Raw genomic sequence first — 19,676 nt, forward strand, 5'->3', positions numbered from 1 at the left:
GGTCAGTCGACATCCCCCGTCATGGCGTCCGCGACCGCATCCATGCCATCGTTCCACATCCGCCGCATGCCCTTGCCCATGCGGCTCATCCCCTGCATCACCGGCTGACGGGTCTGGGGCGTGAGGGCGACCACCAGGATGGCCCCCAGGGCCAGGCCGGCGAGCATGCCCGAGATGAAAGCGCCGTTGTACCGCATCCCGTTCCACTCCTATCGACGACGTTCGTTGGTGGGTCCCAGAGGCGCCGACGCCTCCACCCGGTGCTCCGCGGCGGCGATCAGCTCGCCGTCCGAGTCCAGGTGGTAGATGCGCACCGCGCCGCGGGCCGTGTTGAACTCCACGCAGCAATCCCAGCAGTAGTATTGCTCCGCCCCGACACGGCCAATACTGCGGCTACCACAGTTCGGGCACCTCACGTCCACAGCCCCCCTTCGCGCTCCGCCACCGCGTCCAGCAGGATCGCCCCTTCGCCGGTGACCGCCGGCCCGTTCAGGGGCACGATCGCCTTGCCGCTCAGCAGATCGTCCACGAAGCCGCGCGAGAGTTGCAGAGCGTGGATCTCCCCCGTGCTGGGTTCGAAGTGCAGGTCGTCGAGCATGCCCAGCTCCTCGCCCGAGCCGTCCAGCACGGGCAGACCGGTCAGGGCCGACCCGCACCGGGTCTCCGCCTCGTCCTCCAGGTACCGCTCCTCTGCCAGCACATACGTCGAACCCACTGCCTTGACACCCTGGTAGTCCAGTACCCGGCGGCGGCTGAGCAGTCCGCCGGTCTCCAGCACCAGCCCACGGATGCGCCGCCCGTCGCGGCTGATCAGCACCTCCTGTACCCGCCCCACCGGCCGCATGTCGGGACTTGCCAGCACCGACAGCCCGATCAGGTCCCTGGCCCTGGACACGTCTGCATCGATCCCCCGCTCGCGCAGATTCAGGATCATCCTGTTACGAATGCCAGTCTGCCCCGATCCGCCCAGGGATAAACCAGGAAGTTTGCCGGTAACGCCGGTCGTTGAGTTGCGTCCCACTCCGCTGCGCCACGGCGTCCCGTCCCCGGTTCGAGGCCAAATGTGCACCCCACCCCCGCCCACCCGTGCACATTCCGCATCGTCGCAGCGGCCCGACGCCACCCCGCCTCCCAGTTCGAGGCGAAATGTGCACCCCGCCCCCGCCCGCCGGTGCACATTCCGCCCCGTCACAGTGGCCCGACACCACCCCGCCTCCCAGTTCGAGGCGAAATGTGCACCCCGCCCCCGCCCGCCGGTGCACATTCCGCCCCGTCACAGCGGCTCGACGCCACCCCGTCCCCCCGGTTCGAGGCCAAATGTGCACCCCACCCCCGCCCACCCGTGCACATTCCGCCCCGTCACAGCGGCCCGACACCACCCCGCCTCCCAGTTCGAGGCGAACTGTGCACCCCGCCCCCGCCCGCCGGTGCACATTCCGCCGCCACAGGCCGACTGTCCGGGCCCAGCTGCAGACCGACGGCGTTTCTGCCCCCAAACCCATCGCCGAGGCCAAGCCGTAACCACACAAACCACCGCCCCCGGACCCGCCCGAAGGCGGATCCGGGGGCGCTGCAGCACGAATCACCGGACTGTCTGCTCAGTTGATCGCACGCTCAATCGTCCCGCCGCCCAGCACCCAGTCGCCGTCGTAGAAGACCACCGCCTGGCCGGGGGTGATCGCCCGCTGGGGCCGGTCGAACTCCACCCGCACCGCGTCCTCGCCGATGGGGTAGATCGTGCACTCCGCCTCCGGCGCCATGCGCCGGATCTTCGCCCGGCAGCGCCGCGGGAACGTGAGCCCGGGGATGGCGATCCAGTTCAGGTCCGAGGCCACCAGCCCGCCCCGGTAGGTCTCCTCGTCCTCGCCCACGATCACCGCGTTGCGCTCCACGTCCAGGTCCACCACGTAGACCGGGCGTGGGGTCGTGAGGCCGAGCCCCTTGCGCTGACCGATGGTGTACAGGGGCAGCCCCTGGTGCTGCCCGATGACCTCGCCCCGGGTGTTCAGGATGGGGCCGGGGACGATGGCCTCGGGCGCCCGCTCCTTCAGGAACCGGCCGTAGTCGTTGTCGTAGACGAAGCAGATCTCCTGGGAGTCGGGCTTGTCGGCGGTGACGAACCCGTACTTGGCCGCCAGCGCCCTCACCTCGGACTTCTGCAGGTGTCCGACGGGGAAGAGCGTGTGGGCCAGAGCCTCCTGGGTCAGGTTGTGGAGCACGTAGGTCTGGTCCTTGCGGGCGTCCGCCGACTTGCCCAGGAGCCAGCGGCCCGGGAAGCGGTCGTCCTGCCCGATGACGGCGTAGTGGCCGGTGGCCACGTAGTCGCACTCCAGCTGCTTCGCCTTCTCGAGGAAGGCCGAGAACTTCACATACCGGTTGCAGGCGATGCACGGGTTGGGCGTACGGCCCCGGGTGTACTCCTCGATGAAGTAGTCGATCACCGTGCGGGCGAACTGCCCCTGGAAGTTCATGACGTAGTACGGGATGCCCAGCTTGTGGGCGACGGAGCGGGCGTCCTCCACCGCTGCCAGGGAGCAGCAGCCCGAATGCTGGTTCATCTGGATCTCTTCCGGAATGTCGTCCGTCCAGGTGTTCATGGTGACGCCGATCACCTCGTAGCCCTGCTCCACCAGGAGCGCGGCCGCCACCGAGGAGTCGACGCCGCCGGACATCGCCATGAGGACGCGCTTGGCCACGGGTCGCCCACCCCCTTCCTTCGTTACGTATAGTGTAGCCCGTCGGGTGCGACCGTAACGGCGCCCGGCAGGCACTTCTTACCGGCCTCGCGCCCGTCCCGGCCCCTGCTCACACGTGCGCCGGGTCAGCGACCCGGCGCCGCAAGCTTTCGCAAGAACTCGACCGACTTGACGAACTGCTCGACCGCGTAGTCCACGTCCTCCGCGGTGTTCTCCTCCCCGAAGGAGAATCGCAGCGACGACTGGGCCTCCTCCCGGCTGCAGCCCACCGCCAGCAACACGTGGCTGGGCTGCAGCGATCCGGAGGTGCAGGCCGACCCCGACGAGGCGTAGACCCCCGCCATGTCCAGGCGCAGCAGCAGCGCCTCGCCCTCGATCCCGTCCACCGAGACGTTGGCGTTGCCCGGGTGGCGCAGCTCCGGGTGTACGAACGGGTCGACGCCGTTCAGCCGCACGCCTTCGATCGCCAGGACCCCCCGCAGGAACCGGTCCCGCATCTCCCGGGCGTGAGCAGCCCGGCGCTCCAGCTCCCTGGCCGCGATCTCCGCCGCCAGGCCGAAGCCCACGATGCCGGGCACGTTCTCCGTGCCGGCCCGCATCTTCCGCTCCTGCCCGCCGCCGGTGGTGAGGCCGGGCCCGAACCGGAACCCCTTGCGCACGTACAGCGCCCCGACGCCCTTCGGGCCGTAGATCTTGTGGCTGGAGATGGAGAGCAGGTCCACCCCGAGCGCCTTCACGTCCAGCGGGACGTAGCCCGCCGCCTGCACGGCGTCGGTGTGGAAGATGACGTCGGGATCCTTCGCCTTGGCCGCGGCGCACAGGGCCGCGATGTCCTGCACGGTGCCGATCTCGTTGTTCACCGCCATGATCGAGATCAGCACGGTGTCGGGGCGCATCGCCGCCAGCAGCGCCTCGGGCCGGATGATGCCGGTGCCCGGCTCCACGTCCACCAGCGTGACCTCGTACCCTTCCCGCACCAGGGCCTCAGCCGTGTCCAGCACCGCGTGATGCTCGAAGGGCGAGATGATCAGGTGCCTGCCCTTGGCCCGGTTGGCAGCCATGGCGCCGCGCAGGGCCCAGTTGTCGGCCTCGGTGCCGCCGCTGGTGAAGAAGATCTCGCCGGGCTGGGCGCCGATCAGGGCGGCCACCTGCGCCCGTGCCTCCTCCACCCCCTTGCGGGCCCGGCGGCCGACCGCGTGGATGGAAGAAGGGTTGCCGTAATGCTCCGTCAGGAACTCGTAGACGAGCCGGGCCACCTCGGGATGACAGCGGGTGGTCGCGGCGTGGTCACAGTACACCGTCCGCATGGCAGTTCTGCTCCCCTTCTCACTCATCTGGGCCCCGCAGACGGGCTTCGGAAGCCACACAACGGGACGTGCCCCCGCCGCTGCGCGTGGGCGGGCTGCAAGACCGGACCGGCACCCCAGCCGGCGCGCTCCGGCGGGCCATACGACGGGACCGGCAGCCCGGCCCCTGCGCTCGGACGCACGACCCGACCGGCACCCCCGCCACTGGGCCTGTACGGGCTTCACGACCCGACCGGCCCCCCCGCCGCTGCGCCTGGCCAGGCTGCACGACCGGACCGGCGCCCCAGCCGGCGCGCTCCGGCGGGCCACACCACCGGACCCCGGCCCCCACCGGCGCCTGGGCGGGCCACACACGGAGCCGTACGGCGCCGCAGAAGGACCGGCAACGCTAGATGTGGTACATCGGGTTCCCCCGCTCCGCCAGGGCCTGGTCGACCAGGTCCTGCAGCGTGATGGAGTCGATGACGGCGATGATCTGCTGCGTCACCCGCTCCCACACCCCGTGGACCGGGCAGGTGCTCGCGCACTCCGGGTCGGGCTCGCCCTCGGTGGCACAGTCCGTGTAGCCGATGGGCCCTTCCAGCACCCGGATGATGTCGCCCACGGTAATCTGGTTGGCCGGCCGGGCCAGCATGTAGCCGCCCTGCGCCCCGCGCACGGCGGTGATGATCCCCGCCCGGCGCAGCGGCGCCGCCAGCTGTTCGAGATAGTGTTCCGAAAGCCCCTGACGCTCGGCGATGGTCCGCAGCGAGACCGGACCCGAACCCTCGTGCATCGCGAGCTCGAACAGGGCCTTAACGCCGTATTTTCCCTTGGTCGACAGCTTCACGTGTACCGCCCCCAATTCCGACCAACAATATCGGGATCGCCACCTAGAGTCTATGCGCCATAATCCCGACTGTCAAGACCGGATTTCCGGGATCAGGGGCGGGCCGTGGAGAGCCTGACGGTGATCACGCTGCCGGACGGCACGGCGGTCCCCGGGGCCGGACTCTGCTCCACCACGAACCCGGCGCCGCCCCCCTGCTTCAGCAGGAGGCCCAGCTCGGCGGAGAGCCGGCCGGCGTCCGCCAGGGTAAGGCCGCTGAAGTCGGGCACCGTCACGGTCTCGCCGCCCAGCGGGCCAAGCGTCAGCTCCACCTCGCTGCCGGGGGCAGCCTCGGCACCCGGCGCCGGCTTCTGGGCCGTCACCACCTTGCCCTCGCCGGAGACCTTCGGCTGCAGCCCCGCATCCCGCAGCCGCTGCAGGGCCCAGTCCGCCGGCAGGAACCGGGCGTCGGGCACCGCCACCCTGGCCGGCTCCTGCGCCTTCTCCCCGGCCGGCTCCACCTGCGGCTCCGCGACCTCCTCGGGATCGTCAGGCGGGACGCCCAGGGCGCGCAGCACCTCCGGCATCAGCTTGGCGAAGAGCGGCGCCGCGATGGTGCCGCCGTAGCCCGGGGGCCTCGGCTCGTCGATCAGGACGAACATCGCCACCCGGGGCTCGGTGGCCGGGGCGAAGCCCAGGAAGTCGCCCAGGCCCCGCTCCTTCTCCCGGCCGCCCTCGTACTTCTGCGCCGTGCCCGTCTTGCCGCCCGCCGTGTAGCCCGGGACCTTCGCCTGGGTATAAGCCTCCTCGATGACGCTGACCATCAACTGCCGGACCTCGGCCGCCGTCTGCTCGCTGATCACGGTGCGCAGGGGTTCCGTCGGGGCCTTCCACACCGTCTCGCCGTTGGCGTCGCGGATCTCGCTCACCAGGTGCGGCCGCACCAGCTTGCCGCCGTTGGCGAAGACCGCCGCCGCGCGCACCATCTGTACCGGCGTCACCTCCAGGTGCTGGCCGATGTAGATGTTGGCCCAGTCGATCGCCCGCTTCTCCTCCCAGTTGGTCAGGCCGTTGGCGGCGGCCTCGTGGGGGAAGTCGAGGCCGGTGGGCTCGGTGAAGCCGAACGCCTGCAGGTACCGCTGAAAGGTCTCATGGGGGATGCGCTGGCCCACGTGGATCAGCCCGACGTTGCTGGAAGTCTGCAGGAGCTGGGCGATGGTCCGCATCTGCGGCTCCACGTGGACGACCCGGTCCCAGTTGGTGATGGTCCAGCCATCGATCTCGATCTGCCCCGAGTCGGGGATGAGGGTTGTGAGGTCGATCAACCCCTCCTCCAGGGCAATGGCCGTGGTCACCGTCTTGAAACTGGAGCCGGGCGGCAGCGGCGTGACCGCCCAGTTGGTCAGCCGCTCCACGTCCAGCGTCCCGTCCTCCTTAACCCAGGAGGAGCGGTCGCTCAGGTCCGCGCCCGGGCGCATGGCCAGGGCCAGGATCTCGCCGGTGTGCACGTCCATGGCGATCGCCAGTGCGCGCCGCGCGTCTTCCCGGGCGATCACCTCATCCAGCGCCTCTTCGAAGGTCCGCTGTAGGTAGATGTCGATGGTGGAGATGACGGTGTAGCCGTCCTCGGCGGGGATGTTGCTCCGCACCGTGCCCAGGATGGGGGCGTTGTCGTAGGTGAGCTCCGCCCGGACGAAGCCGGGTCTGCCCCGGAGCGCCTCCTCGTACTGCGCCTCCAGCCCGTAGACGCCCACCCCGTCGGCGTCCAGATAGCCGATGATCTGGTTGGCGGCCTCACCCTGGGGATAGACCCGCTGGCTGGTCTCCTCCAGCGAGATGCCGGGAAGCATCAGCCCGGCGATCTCCTCCGCCGTCGCCAGGTCCACGCCCCGGGCCAGTACCAGGTACTGCGAGTCGGGGTTCTCCCGCAGCAGCCGCTCCAGCTCGAAGGCGTCCTGCCCCAGCAGGGGGGCGAGGCTCTCGGCGACGCGGGCAAAGTTGCGGGCCTCCATGTGGAAGGGCGAGGCGACCACGTTGCGCTGGGGGATGGAGACCGCCAGCGGACGGCCGCTCCGGTCCAGCAGCGCCCCGCGCACCGGCGCGAGCGAGGCCTCCTGCAGCCGCCGGGCCTCTTCCCGCGCCAGGACCTCCTCGGCCTCCATCACGTGGAACCAGCCGAGGCGGCCGACCATGAACAGCAGGACCGCCGTCAGCACGAAGCGCAGGATCTTCGCGCGCCGCCGCAAGGCCGTCACCTCCGCCTATAGGGTCCAGCCGAGCAGGTTCAGGAAGAGGCGGGCCGCCTGCTCGAACCGCTGGCGCTGCTCCTGGATCCAGAGGCCGGTCTGCAGCTCCGTCAGCGTCATGTAGCCCTCGCGGGCCTTGAAGTTCAGCATCAGCTCCTCGTCCTCCGCGGAGCTGGCGTGGAACGTGTAGCCGGTGGTGGGCGTCGCCCAGTCCCAGGTCATGGCGAAGCGCCGGTCGAGGAACTCGGCCTCGGCCGCCCCCCAGGCGGGGGTGAAGGCCTGGGCGACCAGGTTCAGGGGCCGTCCCTGGCCCGCCTTCAGCCAGGCGGTGAAGCCCACCTCCACCGTGTTCAGCCGGAAGGCGCCGGCTTCGGTGAGGATGATCGCCGCCAGGTTGTGCAGGAGGAGGTCCGGCCTGGCCCCCAGGATCTCCAGGCGGAAGCTGTCCAGGCGGATCAGCAGGTTGGACTTGTCCGTGCCCCGCAGTTCCAGTTCGAAGTCGTAGATCTCAGCCTCCAGCCGTTCCCGGAGGCCGGCGGCTGCGAGCTGGCTCCGCACCTGGTCGGCCAGGGGCCGCAGCCGTTCCCGCAGCGAGAACAGTTCATCGAACTCGACGTACAGACTCTGCTCCTGATCAGGCAGCAACCGCTATCGCCTCCATTCCCCTATTCTACCAGAGGCAGACAGGCGGTGGCTACGGTTGCAGCGGGCCAACGCGCGCAGGAGTTGCCCCCGCTCCCGCCGAAGTGATGACATGGATGCCCACAGACGAAGGGGGGACGGGGCATGACGAAGGTGCTGCTTGCGACCGATGGTTCCGCCCACAGTGTGCGCGCGGCCCAGAGCCTGCGGAAGATGGCCGAACGGGATCAGACCATCGAGGTCACGGTGTTCCACGTGGCGCCGCTGCCCGACCTGACCACCCCTGCGGCAGCCGGCGCGCCCGTGCCCAACCCGCTCCTGCCTGACACCTATGCGCAGGCCCAGGCGGAGCGGGCCCTCTCGGTGACGCTGGCGGCGCTGGGCCTGCCGCCCGAGCGGGCCCGGGGGAGCTACGTCATCGGCGTGCCCGGCGAGGCGATCCTCGCGGAGGCCCGGCAAGGCGGCTACGATCTGATCGTGATGGGCCGGCGCGGGCTTTCACCGCTGAAGGAGCTCCTCCTCGGCAGCGTCAGCCAGGTCGTGCTCCACCGCGCCCCCTGCCCCGTACTGATCGTGCCGTAAGGACATCCGCCTCACGTACCCCGAGGCGCGCATGAGCGGACGGCCGCCGCCCCCGGCGTGCCGTCCGCTCCTGTTTTCACGGTGGGGCGCCCTCCTTCCGGCTAACCCCGGGCCGCCTGTACGGCCTCGACGATCCGCTGCGCGACCGTCTGCGGGTCCGAGCCCTCGATCTGGCTGCGGGGGATCATCGCCACGGCCTGGCCGTCCTTCAGCACCGCGAAGGAGGGCGACGAGGGCGGATACTGCGGGAACAGGGCACGCGCCGCAGCCGTGGCCTCCTTGTCCTGGCCGGCGAACACCGTCATCAGGTGATCGGGCTTGACCTGCCGCAGGGCCAGCGCCGCCGCCGGCCGCGCGATGCCGCCGGCGCAGCCGCACATGGAGTTGATGGCCAGGAGCGTCACGCCCTTGGCGGTCGGCAGCTTCTCCTGCACCTCCTCGGCCGTGCGCAGCTCCTCGAAGCCCAGCCGGGTCAGCTCCTCCCGCATCGCCTGGAAGTCGGGCACGAACATATGCAGATCCACGCTGCCCCTCTCCCTTCTGCACCTTTGACGTTCCCTTCGTGTCCCTTGTGACGTACGCGAAGGGCCGCCGGTTACGGATGGGCGGCGGGCGGCGGCCAGGCGGGCAGCCGGAGGGCCAGCACCGTGAGTCCGGCGAACAGCACCGTGAGAAAGACCTCAGACCAGCCGACCCGATCGAGCCGGGCGGCTCCCCGGCGGCGGGCGCGCCAGGCGCAGACCACGGACCACACCAGCGGCGGCACCAACGCCAGAGGCACGAGCGGCGGCGCCCATCCCCGGACGGCGGGGTAGGCCGCGGCGGCGAGGAAGGCGAAGTGCACCGCCACCGACAGGTCGTGGAAGGAGCGGCGTTTCCGCTCCCGCGCCATGGTCTTGACCCGGAAGATGGAACCGGCGAAGAAGGCAAAGCAGGCGTAGGTCAGCGCCCAGCCGCGGAGGGACATCCCGCCCGCCCCGGCCAGTTCGTACAGCGGCGCCCCGGCCATCAGGCCGGTGACCGACAGGAAACCGGAGAGCAGCGAACGGGTCCGGCCCCGCTGGGCCAGCCAGAACACCAGGCAGGCCAGCAGCAGGGCGCCTGCCAGCAGGCCGAGCACGGCGGGACGGAGGGCCGCCACCGGCAGCAGCAGCGCGGCGGCGGCTGCGGCCAGGGCCAGGAGCCAGAATCCGGCCACCTCCGGCTCGGCGCTGGCCATGCCGGCGCGGCCCGAGGCGCCCCGGCCGAGCAGGACCTCCAGGGGACCGCGCGCCGCGTACGCCGTCAGCCAGCCCAGAAGGGCCACGAGGCCGAGCGGCTGCGGTCCGAGCGCGAGGACGGCGACCACGGCCGGCGTGAGCACCATCGCCCACGCGCCGTGCTCGCGGGGAAGGGGAACGGGTCCGGGTCGAAGTCGCATCGCGGTTGCACCCCCGTCTGCGCACAGTGTACCATTCAGGGGCGGGAGTGTTCTGTGCGCGTTGTCACGTCAGCCCCGCGGCAGGAAATGCTGTGGGACGAGCGAAACCTTTCGCGTGACCAAGGGAAAGGAGCGGTCCTGGGATACATGTTTGACTCGGCGGAGTTTGCGGCGCTGCGGGAGGAGTACCTGCAGGGAGCCCGGGAGCGGGCCGGCCGCCTGCGGGAGGCGGTGGCGGCGCTGCGGGAGGGCGGCCCCGTAGACCTGCGCCAGCTGCGGCAGGAGGTCCACAAGCTGCGGGGGTCCGGGGGCTTCTACGGCTTCAGGGCGCTCTCCGCGGCAGCCGCCGCGGCGGAGGATGCGCTGCTCATGGTCCTGGACGGCGAGCAGGAGCGGGACGACCACGCCCTGGCGGACCTGGTGGCCCGGGTGGTGGCGGAGATCGAAGCGGCTACGCTGTAGATTGAAGGGCCGGCCCCGGGGAGCACCTCGCTCCTCGGGGCCGGCCGCGCGCGTGGGGGTGCGTCGGGCTCCTCAGTGGGAAGCCAGCAACTCCCGCACCCGCGCCACGATCTCCTCCTGGATCACCGGCCCCTTGGTCACGTGCCGGGTGGGTCCCAGCTGGAGCAGGGTCTTCTCACCCTCGGTGAGGTCCAGGGCGGTGAGGACCAGCAGCGGGATCTGCTGCGTCCAGCGCCGCTGCCGCAGCAGCCGGACCAGCTGGAAGCCGTCCAGGTTCGGCATCATCAGGTCGAGGATGAGGAGGTCCGGCCGCTCGGCCATGATCATGCGGAAGGCCTCCTGCCCGTCTTGGGCCGTGCGCACCGCATAGCCCGCCCGCTCCAGCATCACGCTGACGATGCGCCGCACGTCCGGGTCGTCGTCCACCACGAGGATGGAGGGCTGCGGCCGCTCGCCGCGCCAGGTGCCCAGCACGGTCCGGATCGTGGCCAGCAGGTCGTTCTCGTCGATCGGCTTGGCCACGATGCCCGAAACGCCCGTGGCCACCAGTTCCGGCTCCTTGCCGGCGCCGTAGGCCGAGACCACCACCACGGGGATGTCGCGGGTGGCCGGGTCGTGCTTCAGCTGCCGGAGCACCTGCACGCCGTCGGCTCCGGGCATCATCAGGTCGAGGGTGATGACGTCCACGTGCCGGCTCCGGGCGATCTCCAGGGCCTGCTCGCCCGAGGTGGCCCCGACCGCGTGGAACCCCTCCCGCTCCAGGGCGAGCATGATGATGCGCACGATGTCCGGATCGTCGTCCACTACCAGGACCGTCCGGCTGCCCACGGGGATGGGCGGCTCCGCGACGTGCCCGCCCGGCTCCACCGGGATTGTGAACGAGAAGGTGGAGCCCTCGCCCAACGCGGATTCGACCCAGATCTGGCCGCCGTGCTCCTCCACGATCGCCTTGCAGATGGTGAGGCCGAGGCCGGTGCCGCCGGTCTTGCGGGAGGCCGCGTTGTCCACCCGGTAGAAGCGTTCGAAGATCAGGCCCGTCTGGTCGGCGGGGATGCCCGGGCCGCGGTCGATGACGTCGAACCGCACCCCGTCGCCGGTCTCCCGGGCCCGGATGAGTACCTCGCTCCCCTGGGGCGAGAACTTGATGGCGTTGGAGATCAGGTTGTCCAGCACCTGGTGCAGCCGGTCGGCGTCGGCCATCACCCGCGCCAGCCCCTCCGGCACGTCCGTCGTCAGGGTGATGTTGCGCTGCCGGGCAAAGGCGTTCATCTCCTCCACGGCTCGCCGCACCACGTCAGCGGGGCTCAGCGGCGCACGGCGGATCTCCATCTTGCCGGCCTCGATGCGGGAGATGTCCAGGATGTCGTTGATCAGCCGGATCAGCCGGTCGGTGTTGTTGCGTGCGATCGTGAGCAGCTCCCGCGCCTCCGGCGGCAGGTCGCCGGCCGCCCCGCCCAGGACCAGCCCCAGCGCGCCCTTGATGGAGGTCATCGGCGTGCGCAGCTCGTGGGAGACCGTAGCGATGAACTCCGTCTTCATCCGGTCCAGCTCGGTCTCCTTGGTGATGTCGCGGTAGACATAGATGCGGCCGAGGACGTGACCCTCCGTGTCCGTCACCGGAGCGGCGAACTCGTGGAAGACGCGGGGGCGCTGCTCCCGCGTCTCAATGACGTTGGTCTCCGGCTCGATGGGCGGCCCGCCGTTCGGGGCAGGCTGCCACTGGAAGGCGGAGACGCCCAGGGACCGCAGGGCCAGGGCGTGCAGTTCATGTACCGATTTGCCCACGATCTGCTCCGCGGGCAGCCCCAGCATGCCGCCCGCCTGGTGGTTGGCCACCACGCAGATGCCCAGGGTGTCGACCATGATGATGGCCTCGCCCACCGAGTCCAGCAGCGCCGTGAGCCGCGTGGCCTGCGCCTGGGCCAGCTCCCGGGCGGACTGGATCTCGGCCAGGTTCTGCCGGAGCTGCTGCTCCATCGCCTTCCGCTGTGTGATGTCCCGGGCAATACCGACGTAGGCAACCACCGATCCTCCTTCGTCCACGATGCGGGTGATGGACAGGAAGGAGTACCAGAGGTTGCCGTTCTTGTGCCGGTTGATGACCTCGCCGACCCACTTGCCCTGCCGGCCCAGCTGCGTCCACATGTCGCGGAAGACCTCCGGCGGGGTGAGTCCCGAGCGTACGATATTGGTTTTTCTGCCGATCAGCTCGTCACGGCTGTAACCGGTCACCGCCTCGTACGCGGGGTTGACGTCGAGGATCACCGTGTCCTTGTCGGCGACGACGATGCCGTCGAGGCTGTGCCAGTACACTTCCCGCAGGATGTGGGTGACGTCCAAACAGAACCGCTTCCTTTCGCCCGACCGCGGGGACTAGGCCCGGAGCATCGCCTCCAGCTGGTCGGACAGGGTCATCGGGTCGAAGGGCTTGACCAGATAGCCGATGGCCCCGAGCGAACGGCCCTTCTCGATCTCGGACTGCTGCGCCCGCGCGCTGAGGAAGACGATCGGGATGGAGGCGGTGGCGGGGTTGGCCTTCAGCCGCCGGCAGGTCTCATAACCGTCCATCTCTGGCATCATCACGTCCAGCAGAATCAGATCCGGCCGCTCCTGCTCCGCCTTCGCGATGCCTTCCTGCCCCCCGGAGGCGACGCTGACCTCGTGCCCGCCCTGGAACTTCAGGGAGAGCTGCACCATGCGCTGAATGTCGGGATCATCCTCGATCAGCAGGATCCGAAGTGCCATTCGCCCCCTCCTTTCGCCTATCGAATATCTCTTCTCATATTGTAGGCTTACCCATCACTTGTGTCTACTGTCTCCAGAGTAGGCGAGGCGTGATTCGCTCGCCCAATCGTGCCAATGCGCCTCAAGGCGACGGGAATCGCCATGTGAATAGTATCACATAGGGCTCCGTCCCGCCAGAGGGAGCACCCCACATATGGCCCATCGGAGGGATATGCCGTCCGGGGCCGGGGCAGTACCCGGATGGCACTGCACAACCTGCCGGGGGCAGGGCAAATCGAAGACCCCGCTGCCGGCGTGCAGCGGGGTTCGCGGGTTTCGCGGCGCAGCCGCCGTCTAGTACCATCGCATCCGTCGGATCAGCCCGTCCCGGAAGTGGAAGATCACGCACCGGGCGCGCCGCTCGCCCTGTGCCTCCGCCGTCACCTCGGCGGCGGCCGCCGGCCCGTCGACGAGCACGTGCTCCACCCGAAAGGTGAGATCCGGGTAGGTCTGCCACAGCCAGACCAGGTAGCTGTGGACGCCCTCCTGGCCGCTGGCCGTGCGCTCGGCGGTCAGCTCCACGTCGGCGGTGAGAAGGGGTGCGACGTTGCCCGGGCAGTGGGAGTTGCACATGTGGAAGAACCGGGTCACGGCCTCCTCGACGCGCAGGCGTTCCGTCATGACGCTCTGTGACACGGGCGGGTCCTCCTTTCGCCGGCGGCGGCCGAAAGCTGTGCCTGTTTTCAGCCTATCACAAATGGACGCGCAGCCATATCCGCCCTTGGTGCCATGCACCGGCACCCGCCCGTGTCATCCTCCAGGCGCTCTGGCCGCGCGGACCCGTGGCCGCCCGGCGCCGGATGCAGCCCCCGCGCCCGCTCAGCGCCCGCGCCGCTCCCGCAGCAGCCGGGCGAGCTCCGCCTCCCGGCCGTACCCCTTGGGCTCCCAGAAGGGGCCGTCCACGCCCTCCGGCAGGTAGCGCTGCTCCACCCAGGCGCCGGGGAAGTCGTGGGGGTATTGATATCCCTTCCCGTAACCCAGCCGCTGGTCCGAGCCGTAGCCGGTGTCCTTCAGGTGATTGGGCACCGGTGGCGTTTTCTCCCGCTCCACCACCGCCAGGGCCCGGTCGATGGCCAGGTAGGCGCTGTTGGACTTGGGCGCGCAGGCGAGGTAGACCACCGCCTCGGCCAGGGGGATGCGCCCCTCGGGCATGCCGATGAACGACACCGCGTCCGCCGCCGCCTGGGCGATCACCAGGGCCTGGGGGTCGGCCAGGCCGATGTCCTCCGCCGCGGAGATCACCAGCCGCCGGGCGATGAACCGGGGGTCCTCGCCGGCGTAGAGCATCCGCGCCAGCCAGTAGAGCGCGGCGTCGGGATCCGAGCCCCGGATCGACTTGATCAGCGCCGAGGCCACGTGGTAGTGCTCGTCCCCGTCGTGGTCGTAGACCACCGCCCGCTTCAGGAGGGCCTCCTCCGCCGTCTCCAGGGTCACCGTCCGGCGCCCCTGCTCGTCCGGCTGGGTGAGCAGCACCGCCAGCTCCAGGGCGTTGAGCGCGGCCCGGGCATCGCCGCCGGCCATGCGCACCAGGTGCTCCATCGCCTCGGGAGTGACCGTGGCGTTGTAGTTGCCCAGGCCCCGCCCGGGCGTGCGCAGGGCCCGGTCCAGCAGGTGGGCGATGTGCTCGTCGCTGAGCGGCTTCAGCTCGAAGATCCGGGTGCGGCTCACCAGCGGCGCGTTCACCGAGACCAGCGGGTTCTGGGTGGTCGCGCCCACCAGCGTGATCAGCCCGTCCTCCACGTGGGGGAGCAGCGCGTCCTGCTGGTCCTTGCGCCAGCGGTGGATCTCGTCGATGAAGACGACGGTCTTCTGGCCGCGCTCCGCCAGGCGGGCGCGGGCCTCGTCGACGATGCGGCGGATGTCCTGAACGCCCGAAGTCACCGCGTTCAGCTGCTCGAAGTGGGCGTTCACGTTGCTCGCCATCAGCCGGGCGAGGGTGGTCTTGCCGGTGCCCGGCGGGCCGAAGAGGATGCAGGAGGGCAGGTGGCCTGCCTCCAGGGCCCGGCGCAGGAAGCGGCCGGGGCCCACCAGGTGCTCCTGGCCCACGAACTCATCCAGGGTCTGCGGGCGCATCCGGGCGGCCAGCGGCGCGCTTTGCGCCGCCTGCTGCGCCGCGGCCCACGAGAACAGGTCCACGGGACCACCTCCTGTTCAGCGATCATCCCCGCCCCCGGGAGCAGGGCGCGCACGGCCCGCCCCTGGGGCAGGCCGGCCTTGGGACTCCCCGGAGGCAGGGCCGCCCCCTGTCCCCGGGACCGGACGGCCATGGTACGGCCCCTCGTACTGGTACAGGTCGCACTCGATGCGGCCGTTGTACAGCTTGCGCTTCCGGTCGGCCCGGCGGCCGAAGTGCCGCTCGAACCCCTTGTGCGGGGTGATGACGAAGGCCGACCAGTCCTGCAGCCTCCGGACCAGGCGGCCGATGTCCCGGTACAGCGCCTCCACGGCCTCCCGCTCCCCCATCCGCTCCCCGTAGGGCGGGTTGGTGATCAGGTAGCCGTAAGGCGCGTCCCGCCCGATCTCCTGCAGCGGCTTCCGCTCCAGCCGGACGGACCGGGAGAGCCCCGCCGCCCTGAGGTGGTGCGCGGCCAGCTCCAGTGCCCCGGGGTCAATGTCCGAGCCACGGATATCCAGCGGCCGGTCATAGTCGGCCAGGTCGAAGCCTTCCTCCCGGGCCTCGTCCCAGAGGCGCGCCGGGATGCACCCCCACGTCTCGGCGTCGAAGGACCGGTGCAGCCCGGGCGCCAGGTTGTGGCCGATCAGGGCCGCCTCGATGGGGATGGTGCCCGAGCCGCAGCAGGGGTCCAGGAGCGGCCGGTCCGGGTGCCAGCGGGAGAGCAGGACCATCGCCGCGGCCAGCGTCTCCTTGATCGGCGCCTCGGTCACCAGCTTCCGGTAGCCCCGCTTGTGCAGCCCCGGCCCGGTGGTGTCCAGAGTGACGGTCGCCACGTCCTTCAGCAGGGAGACTTCAATGCTATAACGGGCGCCGCTCTTGGGGAACCACTCCAGCGGGTACCGCTGCCGGAGCCGCTCCACCACCGCCTTCTCCGCCACCTTCTGGCAGGCGGGCACGCTGGAGAGCTGCGACTGGTGGGAGCGGCCGTTGACGATGAACCGGCCCTCGGCGGGGATCCATTCCTCCCAGGGGACGGCCCGCACGCCCTGGAAGAGTTCCTCGAAGGTGGTGGCCGGGAACGAGGCCATCTCCACCAGCACCCGGTCGGCCGTGCGCAGCCAGAGATTGGCCCGGCAGATCGCCCGCGCGTCGCCCCGGAACCGGACCCGGCCGTTCTCCACGATCTGCTGGTCGTAGCCCAGGCCCTTCAGCTCGCGCGCCACCACCGCCTCCAGCCCCATGGCGGCGGTGGCGATCAGCGTCAGCTGCTGCGTGTCGGACATGGCTAGGGCCCCGCCTTCACCGTGCGGGCGATGGCGTCGAGGGCCAGCTCCACGTCAGCCGCAGTCACGTCCTTGTGGGTGACCAGCCGGACGCTGCGCGGCCCGGTGTCGTTGCACAGCACGCCCTGCGTCCGCAGCGCCTGCACGAAGGCGCCCGCGGTCCAGCGTTCGTCGACGATCTCCACCACGACCATGTTGGTCTGCACCGTCTCCAGGTCCACCCGCAGGCCGGGGATCCCGGCGATCCCCTCGGCCAGCCGGCGGGCGTTGGCGTGGTCGTCGGCCAGCCGGTCGATCATCATCTCCAGCGCGACCAGCCCGGCCGCCGCCAGGACACCGGCCTGGCGCATGCCGCCGCCCAGGAGCTTCCGGTAGCGGCGGGCCTCGGCGATGAACTCCCTGCTGCCCACGAGCAGCGAGCCCACCGGGGCCGCGAGCCCCTTGGAGAGACAGAACATCACCGAATCCACCGGGGCGACCAGCTCGGCCGCGGGCCGCCCCAGGGCCACGGCCGCGTTGAAGATGCGGGCGCCGTCCATGTGCACCGGGATGCCGTGCCGGTGGGCGACCGCGGCGACGGCCGCCACGTTCTCGGGGGGAAGCACACAACCGCCCGAGCGGTTGTGGGTGTTCTCGACGCAGACCAGCCCGGTGCGGGGGAAGTGGACGTTGTCCGCCCGGATGGCCGCCTCCACCGCGGCCGGGTCCATCGCGCCCCGCACGCCGGGGATGGTCTTCACCTGGCAGCTCGACAGGGCGGCGATCCCGCCGACCTCGTACAGGTAGACGTGGCTCTCGGCCTCGACGATGACCTCCTGGCCCCGGCGCGTATGGGTGAGCACCGCCACCTGGTTGCCCATCGTGCCGCTGGGCACGAACAGCGCCGCCTCCTTCCCCAGGAGCTCCGCGGCCCGCTCCTCCAGCCGGTTGATCGTCGGGTCCTCGCCGTACACATCGTCGCCGACTTCCGCCTCGTACATCGCCCGCCGCATCTCCGGCGTGGGCTTGGTTACGGTGTCGCTTCGCAGGTCGATTGCCCGCATGTTCTTCGCCCCATCCCTTCAAGTGTGAAAACGAGCGACCCGCCAGGGGTCGCCCGCTCCGTCATCTAGGCCTGGGCCAGAGCCCGGTCGATCTTGGCGGCCAGCTCCTTCTTGGGCTGGAAGCCGACGATCCGCTCCACCGGCTCCCCGTTCTTGAACAGGATCAGCGTCGGAATCGACATCACGCCGTACCGGGCGGCCAGATCGTTATTTTCATCGACATTGAGCTTACCGACCTTCATGCGGCCTTCATAGTCTGCCGCGATCTCCTCGACCACAGGCGCGATCATCCGGCACGGGCCGCACCAGACGGCCCAGAAGTCCACCAGCACGGGCAGCGAAGACTGCTCCACCTCCGCGGCCCAGTTGCTGGCCGACAGCGTGACGACCTTGTCGCCGGCCACTTTCTGCATCCTCCTTTACGTATATGCACCCAACTGACAGCCCCTATTCTAACCAATCGCGAAGTAAGCTGTAAAGGCAGCGCGGGTGAGCCGCAGCGACGGGGCCATCCGATCTGGCATCCCGACGGGCGGCACGCGCTGCTCCAAGGGGGCCTTCGAGGAAGCATCACGCGCCTGTTGGTCAGAAGTGGAGGGCAGGTGCGCTGACCCGCAGGCCAACGCCACAGGCAGCGCACGGACGCGGCCGATCCCGCGTCTGCGCCGTGCGATCGAAAAAGGGCGACGTCCCTCGCGGAACGCCGCCCTGTGGTCAGCATACCCCACCATGCCGTGTGCCCGGTAGAACAATGAACCTGCTCTCCACAGGTGGGTGCCCGCTCCGCTGCTTTCTGAGTCCCCTGACCACGGCCGTGCCGGGGGGGCGTTCAGGCCACATCGGAATAAAGGCTCCCTTTCTTGAATGTGTTAGGTCATTTCTTACCGGTGATCACGCACATGGTCGGGAGCGCCCTTAGCTTGTGTGCTCTCCCCGGTTCTCATGATACTGCTGCGCGATGGGGAACACAAGACTTGACAACCGAAAACCCCGGCGTTCGGCCGGGGTTCACGCTTTCTGCAGCCGCACCTCCAGTTCGTCGTCGGAACGCCACCTGACCGATGCAGCGCCGGGCACGACCAGGCAGGGGAGGCCGAAGGTGCGGCGCACGGCGCTCATCGACGAGCTGGCGCGGAAGTAGCCCCGAGCCTCCACCCGCTCCTCGTGGGTGCGGTAGCCGGACACGGAGACCGCCGTCGGCCCGACCTCCACCCGGATGGACTTGGGGTCGAGGCCGGCGGTACGGAACCGGAGCGTGAGAAAGCGCTCGTCCTCCCCCCACTGCGGGGTGAGCTGCGATCCGTCGTCCGGCGCGGGCCAGGGCGGGCTGAGCATGAGGTCCAGCAGCGAACGATACATGCCGTTCACCCCCGTTGGTCCATCCTATGCGGCAGGGACGCGCCTGAACGCCATCAGAAGGAAGTCCGGGATCATACAATGAAATGAGTTTTAGGTACTTTTACTTTGAGAAAGCCAAATTTATGGAGGAGGATTATCATGGCAGCGCGGACGATTCAGGATCCCCCGTTTGCGCGGTTCCTCTTTGACAACACGTCCTCGTCCTGGATCTGGCTGCTCGCCCGCCTCTACCTGGGGTGGCAGTGGCTGCAGGCCGGGTGGCACAAGGTGACCGACCCGGCCTGGATGAACGGGGGCACCGCCCTGCAGGGGTTCTGGGCCCGCGCCGTGGCGGTGCCCGACCCGCCCGCCAAGCCGGCCATCACCTACGGCTGGTACCGGGAGTTCCTCACCTTCCTGCTGGAGGGCGGCCATTACACCTGGTTTGCGAAGCTGATCGCCGTGGGCGAGGTGCTGATCGGGGCGGCGCTCATCCTGGGGCTGCTCACGGGGTTCGCGGCCTTCGCGGGCGCCTTCCTCAACTTCAACTTCATGCTGGCCGGCACCGCCAGCACCAACCCGGTGCTCTTCACCCTGGCCATCCTGCTGCTGATGGCCTGGAAGGTCGCCGGCTACTGGGGTGTGGACCGCTGGCTGCTGCCCGCCCTGGGCACGCCGTGGGACCGGCGGCCCGCAGCCCCCGAACGGTTCGAACCCGAGCCGGTGTCACCGGCGGATGAACGACCGCGGGTGTGACGGGACAGCCCCCGTGCGGGGGCTGTCCCTTATGTGTATCGCCGGCATTGCTCCTGTACGGCCCGCCAGCCGGGCCGCCGATGCGCGGGTCCCCATCTCCGGCCGTCCACCTGCGACGAGCGACTGCCCTGTACGTTGGCCCAGGGCCGGGGACGCCGAATCGTGTGCGTCAGTAGGACAGCAGGCCTCTCTG

Annotated in this window: 21 protein-coding genes and 1 other RNA gene; 3 read left to right on the forward strand and 19 right to left on the reverse strand. The window is 70.0% G+C overall.

Features of this window, described 5'->3' with window-relative positions; genetic code table 11:
* Positions 1-2: 2 nt before the first annotated feature.
* The 8 genes from STH_RS11895 to STH_RS11930 form a co-directional block, all read right to left on the reverse strand.
* Positions 3-197: a hypothetical protein gene (locus STH_RS11895; protein WP_011196509.1), complete on the reverse strand. Its 195-nt coding sequence runs from the start codon at positions 195-197 to the stop codon at positions 3-5.
* 12 nt (positions 198-209) lie between these two features.
* Positions 210-341, reverse strand: coding sequence for a hypothetical protein (locus tag STH_RS19855; RefSeq protein ID WP_337957513.1), 132 nt, complete (start codon positions 339-341; stop codon positions 210-212).
* A 71-nt stretch (positions 342-412) separates the two neighbouring features.
* Positions 413-934, reverse strand: a complete 522-nt coding sequence (locus tag STH_RS18885; RefSeq protein WP_050742266.1) for a PRC-barrel domain-containing protein — start codon at positions 932-934, stop codon at positions 413-415.
* A 664-nt stretch (positions 935-1,598) separates the two neighbouring features.
* Positions 1,599-2,678 (reverse strand): tRNA 2-thiouridine(34) synthase MnmA, encoded by a 1,080-nt coding sequence (gene mnmA, locus STH_RS11910; protein WP_043715821.1) that lies wholly within the window; start codon positions 2,676-2,678, stop codon positions 1,599-1,601.
* Positions 2,679-2,821: 143 nt separating this feature from the next.
* Positions 2,822-4,003: a cysteine desulfurase family protein gene (locus STH_RS11915; protein WP_043714018.1), complete on the reverse strand. Its 1,182-nt coding sequence runs from the start codon at positions 4,001-4,003 to the stop codon at positions 2,822-2,824.
* A gap of 388 nt (positions 4,004-4,391) precedes the next feature.
* Complete coding sequence (locus tag STH_RS11920) at positions 4,392-4,832, reverse strand: RrF2 family transcriptional regulator (RefSeq protein WP_011196514.1); 441 nt, start codon at positions 4,830-4,832, stop codon at positions 4,392-4,394.
* Between the two features lie 92 nt (positions 4,833-4,924).
* Positions 4,925-7,057 carry a penicillin-binding transpeptidase domain-containing protein gene (locus STH_RS11925; RefSeq protein ID WP_043714020.1) on the reverse strand — a complete coding sequence of 711 codons (2,133 nt, stop codon included), beginning with the start codon at positions 7,055-7,057 and terminating at the stop codon, positions 4,925-4,927.
* Positions 7,058-7,072: 15 nt separating this feature from the next.
* The gene (locus tag STH_RS11930; protein ID WP_043714021.1) at positions 7,073-7,702 is read right to left on the reverse strand and encodes a hypothetical protein; all 630 of its coding nucleotides are present in this window, start codon (positions 7,700-7,702) and stop codon (positions 7,073-7,075) included.
* 141 nt (positions 7,703-7,843) lie between these two features.
* Between STH_RS11930 and STH_RS11935 the strand changes: the two genes are divergently transcribed.
* On the forward strand, positions 7,844-8,281 hold the full coding sequence (locus STH_RS11935; RefSeq protein ID WP_011196517.1) for a universal stress protein: 438 nt from the start codon (positions 7,844-7,846) through the stop codon (positions 8,279-8,281).
* A gap of 101 nt (positions 8,282-8,382) precedes the next feature.
* On the opposite strand, the gene STH_RS11940 is transcribed toward STH_RS11935, so the two are convergent.
* On the reverse strand, positions 8,383-8,805 hold the full coding sequence (locus STH_RS11940) for a BrxA/BrxB family bacilliredoxin (RefSeq protein WP_011196518.1): 423 nt from the start codon (positions 8,803-8,805) through the stop codon (positions 8,383-8,385).
* A gap of 71 nt (positions 8,806-8,876) precedes the next feature.
* Positions 8,877-9,701 (reverse strand): YwiC-like family protein, encoded by an 825-nt coding sequence (locus tag STH_RS11945; RefSeq protein ID WP_011196519.1) that lies wholly within the window; start codon positions 9,699-9,701, stop codon positions 8,877-8,879.
* Between the two features lie 147 nt (positions 9,702-9,848).
* On the opposite strand from STH_RS11945, the gene STH_RS11950 reads away from it, so the two are divergent.
* Positions 9,849-10,163, forward strand: a complete 315-nt coding sequence (locus STH_RS11950; protein ID WP_043714026.1) for an Hpt domain-containing protein — start codon at positions 9,849-9,851, stop codon at positions 10,161-10,163.
* Positions 10,164-10,235: 72 nt separating this feature from the next.
* On the opposite strand, the gene STH_RS11955 is transcribed toward STH_RS11950, so the two are convergent.
* The 9 genes from STH_RS11955 to STH_RS11990 form a co-directional block, all read right to left on the reverse strand.
* Complete coding sequence (locus STH_RS11955) at positions 10,236-12,503, reverse strand: response regulator (protein ID WP_011196521.1); 2,268 nt, start codon at positions 12,501-12,503, stop codon at positions 10,236-10,238.
* A gap of 33 nt (positions 12,504-12,536) precedes the next feature.
* Positions 12,537-12,908 (reverse strand): response regulator, encoded by a 372-nt coding sequence (locus STH_RS11960; RefSeq protein WP_011196522.1) that lies wholly within the window; start codon positions 12,906-12,908, stop codon positions 12,537-12,539.
* 333 nt (positions 12,909-13,241) lie between these two features.
* Positions 13,242-13,583: a nuclear transport factor 2 family protein gene (locus STH_RS11965; protein ID WP_043714029.1), complete on the reverse strand. Its 342-nt coding sequence runs from the start codon at positions 13,581-13,583 to the stop codon at positions 13,242-13,244.
* A 183-nt stretch (positions 13,584-13,766) separates the two neighbouring features.
* Positions 13,767-15,083, reverse strand: a complete 1,317-nt coding sequence (locus STH_RS11970) for a replication-associated recombination protein A (RefSeq protein ID WP_011196524.1) — start codon at positions 15,081-15,083, stop codon at positions 13,767-13,769.
* Positions 15,084-15,098: 15 nt separating this feature from the next.
* Complete coding sequence (locus STH_RS11975) at positions 15,099-16,346, reverse strand: THUMP domain-containing class I SAM-dependent RNA methyltransferase (RefSeq protein WP_011196525.1); 1,248 nt, start codon at positions 16,344-16,346, stop codon at positions 15,099-15,101.
* 2 nt (positions 16,347-16,348) lie between these two features.
* A complete protein-coding gene (ltaE, locus tag STH_RS11980) occupies positions 16,349-17,389 on the reverse strand; it encodes a low-specificity L-threonine aldolase (RefSeq protein WP_011196526.1) in 1,041 nt (346 codons plus the stop codon).
* A 65-nt stretch (positions 17,390-17,454) separates the two neighbouring features.
* Positions 17,455-17,793, reverse strand: a complete 339-nt coding sequence (gene trxA, locus STH_RS11985; RefSeq protein ID WP_011196527.1) for a thioredoxin — start codon at positions 17,791-17,793, stop codon at positions 17,455-17,457.
* Positions 17,794-18,106: 313 nt separating this feature from the next.
* Positions 18,107-18,301, reverse strand: a non-coding RNA gene (gene ssrS, locus STH_RS17720) — 6S RNA.
* A 96-nt stretch (positions 18,302-18,397) separates the two neighbouring features.
* Positions 18,398-18,757 (reverse strand): Hsp20/alpha crystallin family protein, encoded by a 360-nt coding sequence (locus STH_RS11990; protein ID WP_043714037.1) that lies wholly within the window; start codon positions 18,755-18,757, stop codon positions 18,398-18,400.
* A 129-nt stretch (positions 18,758-18,886) separates the two neighbouring features.
* Here STH_RS11990 and STH_RS11995 point away from each other — a divergent pair, with 129 nt between their 5' ends.
* Positions 18,887-19,483 (forward strand): DoxX family protein, encoded by a 597-nt coding sequence (locus STH_RS11995; RefSeq protein ID WP_011196530.1) that lies wholly within the window; start codon positions 18,887-18,889, stop codon positions 19,481-19,483.
* Positions 19,484-19,676: the final 193 nt, after the last annotated feature.

The organism is Symbiobacterium thermophilum IAM 14863, assembly GCF_000009905.1.
Lineage (GTDB): Bacteria > Bacillota > Sulfobacillia > Symbiobacteriales > Symbiobacteriaceae > Symbiobacterium > Symbiobacterium thermophilum.